5 protein-coding genes are annotated in these 4,187 nt (G+C 36.8%); all 5 read left to right on the forward strand.

The window, feature by feature from the left end:
• Positions 1-415, forward strand: a 415-nt coding sequence (locus AAV96_RS00460; protein ID WP_046737891.1) for an SDR family NAD(P)-dependent oxidoreductase, incomplete at its 5' end; no start/stop codon positions are given.
• Between the two features lie 201 nt (positions 416-616).
• Positions 617-1,987, forward strand: coding sequence for a COG3014 family protein (locus AAV96_RS00465; protein ID WP_046737892.1), 1,371 nt, complete (start codon positions 617-619; stop codon positions 1,985-1,987).
• An 18-nt stretch (positions 1,988-2,005) separates the two neighbouring features.
• Positions 2,006-2,413 carry a DUF1425 domain-containing protein gene (locus AAV96_RS00470; RefSeq protein WP_004664180.1) on the forward strand — a complete coding sequence of 136 codons (408 nt, stop codon included), beginning with the start codon at positions 2,006-2,008 and terminating at the stop codon, positions 2,411-2,413.
• Positions 2,414-2,442: 29 nt separating this feature from the next.
• Complete coding sequence (gene lpoB, locus AAV96_RS00475) at positions 2,443-3,045, forward strand: penicillin-binding protein activator LpoB (protein ID WP_046737893.1); 603 nt, start codon at positions 2,443-2,445, stop codon at positions 3,043-3,045.
• Positions 3,046-3,118: 73 nt separating this feature from the next.
• Positions 3,119-4,120, forward strand: coding sequence for a CsgG/HfaB family protein (locus tag AAV96_RS00480; protein ID WP_046737894.1), 1,002 nt, complete (start codon positions 3,119-3,121; stop codon positions 4,118-4,120).
• The last annotated feature ends 67 nt before the right edge of the window (positions 4,121-4,187 follow it).

The following is a 4,187-nucleotide window of genomic DNA, read 5'->3' on the forward strand; positions in this document are numbered from 1 at the left end:
TCACCTACAAAAAGCCAGTTTTGCTCGTGTAATTAATCTTTCTTCAGCTTCAGCAATTTATGGACAAGCAGATTTAGCCTCATATTCAGCAAGTAAGTTTGCTGTTCGTGGTTTAACAGAAGCTTTAGACGTCGAGTGGCAGAAATATAATATTCGTGTGCTTGATGTAATGCCTTTATTTGTACAAACCAATATGGTGAAGAATATGGATGCGGGCAGTATTCAAAATATTGGCGTAGATTTAACACCCGCTGATGTAGCAAAACAAGTATTACATCTAGCACAACAAAAAGATCATGCCTTGATTCCAACACACACACCTATAGGAATTAAAACTAAATTGATGTATCAATTGTCGAGCATCAGCCCGCAATTTTTAAATCGATTGACAAATATTTTTTTATCAAAAAGATAATTTAAAAGATTCATTCAAATAATATTTGAATGAATCAAAATAAATATTATGTTTCAAAAACTTATACTAATAAAAAAATCTTTTACTTTATAAAATAAAAATATTTATTAAATATCATCTTAAATCCCTGTTAATTATTTATAACTTTTTGTATATTTGCGTAATTTTTTAATACAGTTTGTATTTTCTATAGGGGTTTATATGTCATCTTTATTATTAAAACCAAAGCTTTCATTCTTATTCATCAGCTGCATAAGTTTATCGATTTCTGGTTTAACAACTCAAGTACATGCTGGTTTATTTGATAACTATACGGACACGGCTCAAAATTTTCGCTCATCACTGACTCAACCAATATCGACGCCAACACAAGAATTATTTGAAAAAAAAGCTAAAAGTAATGATGCAGCTTTGTATTTATTAGAAAAAGCGCGTTTAGAACAAGCAAACAAACAATATGAAGCTAGTAAGCAAACTTTTGAAAATGCATTTGAATTGTTAGATACTCAAAATAATAAAGCGACAATTAGCGCCTCTAAATTAGGTTTTAAGGCACTATCCCTCGTGAGTAATGATAGCGTAGCACCTTATAAGATTCCTGAATATGAACAGGTATTAGCACATGTTTACCAATCGATAAACTATCTAGCTTTAAATAATACTGAGGGCGCAGCTGTTGAAATGCGTGTAGCGCAACGTATTCAACGCGAAATTGAATTAGCTCATATCAAAGAAGCAGAAAAAGCAACAGCCAAAGCTCAAAATGATAATTCTGCTCCAGCTGAATATGATGAAGCTTTAGCAGGACTAAATACAATTGCGGGTAAAGTAAAAAACACGTATCAAAATGCGTATGCATTTTATATGGCGGCAACATTATGGGAAGCTTTGGGTGAAAAAAATGATGCTTTAGTTGATTATAAAAAAGCATATGAACTACAGCCAAATGATTTTATTAAAAATGATGTAAAACGACTCGATAACGGTGTAAACAAAGCAAATGCTCAATATCCTGTCGTTATTTTCCTGGAGCAAGGATTAGTTCCTCAAAAAATTTCTTCGACCTTAGCAATTCCAACACCAAATGGATTAGTGAATATCTCATTTGCAAGCTATGACCCTTCAACCTATATCACACCAAGACAGGTCGATATCGCAGTGAATGGGAAAACCGTTGCAAATACAGCATTACTTACTGATATTGGTGCATTGGCTGTAAAAACACTAAAAGAAAATATTGCCGCTAATCTCACAACTCAAATTGCACGTTCTACTGCCAAATACGCTGTACAAAAAGAACTTGGCAATCGTTTAGGCGTATTTGGACAACTTGCAGGCAATGTCTATAACACTGCCACAGAAAAAGCAGATGTTCGTGCATGGAATACCCTCCCAAGCAATGCACAAGTTACTCGCCTTTTACTCCCTGTTGGTAGTCATACCATTCAACTTAAAAACAACTATGCAAACCAATCGATCAATATTGAAGTGAAAGCTAATCAGACGACCTTTATTCATGGTATCGAAACCAACCAACAAATTGTCGCTGATAGCTTCAGTATCGCTAAATAATAACTTGAGTAAAACATAATGAAACAACGCCTTTTACCCATAATTCTGTGTAGCTTTAGCCTTGGCTTAACTGCATGTACAGCACCAAATGCGATGCGTACACAAACAGACCCAAATACTGGTGCAAGCAATGTCAGAACCATGACAGGTAATCCTATTCTCGCAACCCGTATTGGTGTCAATCGAATCAATATGGTCAGTCTTGGAGATATTAAAAAAGCATCACTCGCCTTAAAAAATGGTTGGTTCTACGCACAATCTTTTGAATACAAAGTTGTTTGGTTTGATGCCAATGGAACAGAAATCAATCCAGAAGGTGCAACTTGGAAACCAATCACATTACAAGGGCGTGAAGTAAAAACTGTTCAGTCTGTCGCACCCAATCCAAGTGGTGTTGATGTACTGATTTACATGAAAAAAGATTAACCAATAGATTCTTGATCAGGGGGAAATATATGAAACTTCGCAGTTTAGCTTTAGCAACAACAATCAGTACAATCGCTTTTGTGAGTGGTTGCACATCACAATCAGTTTCTTATGGCGATGCACAGGCAACTGAAACACTTACTAAAGATTTTGGATCAACTGATCTTCAACAAATTGCTGCAAAAATGGTTGATGACATGTTGGCATTTCCACCTGTCATTGAAATGACTCAGTCTCGTCGCCCTGTGCTCTTCGTCGATCGCATTAAAAATAAAACTCAAGAGCACATTGATACTGAATCAATCACGGATACGATCCAAACTAAACTCATCAATTCTGGAAAATTCCGTTTTGTAGATATGACTTCGGTTGGTGCTATGGCAGATCAACTGGCGTATCAACAACAGAGTGGTATGGTAGATAAACGAACAGCTGTTAAAACGGGTTCGCAAATTGCTGCTGAATACATGTTAAACGGTAATTTATCGAGTATCGTGAAAAATTCAGGTGGTAAGAGTGATGTTTATTACAAATTCACGTTTAAATTACAAAATCTAAAAACAGGAATTGTTGAATGGACGAGTGAAAAAGAAATTCGTAAGTCTGCGAAACGTTCGACATTTGGTTTATAAACTCTTTAAAAATTAAACCTGATACACAGTATTCCTGTGTTATCAGGTCTTTTGGTTAGAATGATAGATAACGATGAAATCTTTACTTTATGCAGCTTTATTCTGCCTCACAATAACGCATTCAGCCTATGCTGCTTTACAAGAAATTATGAAAGAAGCCACAGGCAGTGGCCCTACGCAACAACAAGCAATTGCCGAAGCTTTGCTCATCGCAGCACAATCTGTGAATGGAACTAGTGTTACTTCACGTACAGATCTGACTGAAGAAGTGAACATGGTCGTAACAAACAATCATTGGAGCTACCAAGGAAAAACCTCTCCTGTTTTTAGTGTTGAAACACAAGGTACTAGTGCAATTAATCGTTTTCAGGTGCTGAGTGTATCTGGTTCTGGTAAAAACTATCGTGCGAAAGTCCGTGCTTATGTCAGCAAGTTTCAATCAAGTGTAGCGGATCAACACTTACGCCGTATTGCGGTTATGCCATTTCAATATAACTATTCAAAAACTCAACTAACAGATGGCAGTGATGCTGATGACTTTGTGACAGAAGTTGCCGATCTAATTGGTACTCAGCTATCAAACTCACGCCAGCTCAGTTTAGTCAGCCGTGACTATATTGAGGAAATGGCAACTGAAAATGCATTTCTTCGTTGGGATGGTGCACCAGCAGAAATGGCAAGACTTGGGCAAAAAGTGGGTGCTGACTATATTTTAGTTGGACGGATCAATGAAGCAAAAACGACTCAAGGACGTTCATTTTATGGCGCTGTTCCAGCTGGGCAACAAGCCATCCGTCTAAATTGGCGAGTGATTGAGGTGAATACAGGAAAAGTTGCTGCTGCAGGAACTGTAAATCAACAGCAACGCCAATCTCTAGGAGAGCTTATTCATAATTCACAATCTACAACCTCATCAGACTTACTCGCACAACAAATAAGTAATGATGTCTTAAATGGCTTGTCTTTAATGCCGATCAGTTACTCTCAACAAAATTCAACACAAGTCGAGAGTTCAGAACCACTCTCGGATGCTGAACTCACACCAGGTTCGAGTGAAAAACCGATTCGTTGGTGATCGAATAACCTGTGTATATTCAACTTATACATTTTTGTTGATGCAAAAAAAAGAACACTTTAAATTA

It is taken from the genome of Acinetobacter sp. AG1 (assembly GCF_001005525.1).
Classification (GTDB): domain Bacteria; phylum Pseudomonadota; class Gammaproteobacteria; order Pseudomonadales; family Moraxellaceae; genus Acinetobacter; species Acinetobacter modestus.

Excerpts from the sequence above, each read along its gene's own strand:
- AAV96_RS00465 (WP_046737892.1), top strand. The coding sequence starts at position 617 with ATGTCATCTTTATTATTAAAACCAAAGCTTTCATTCTTATTCATCAGC.
- AAV96_RS00470 (WP_004664180.1), top strand. The coding sequence starts at position 2,006 with ATGAAACAACGCCTTTTACCCATAATTCTGTGTAGCTTTAGCCTTGGC.
- lpoB (WP_046737893.1), top strand. The coding sequence starts at position 2,443 with ATGAAACTTCGCAGTTTAGCTTTAGCAACAACAATCAGTACAATCGCT.
- AAV96_RS00480 (WP_046737894.1), top strand. The coding sequence starts at position 3,119 with ATGAAATCTTTACTTTATGCAGCTTTATTCTGCCTCACAATAACGCAT.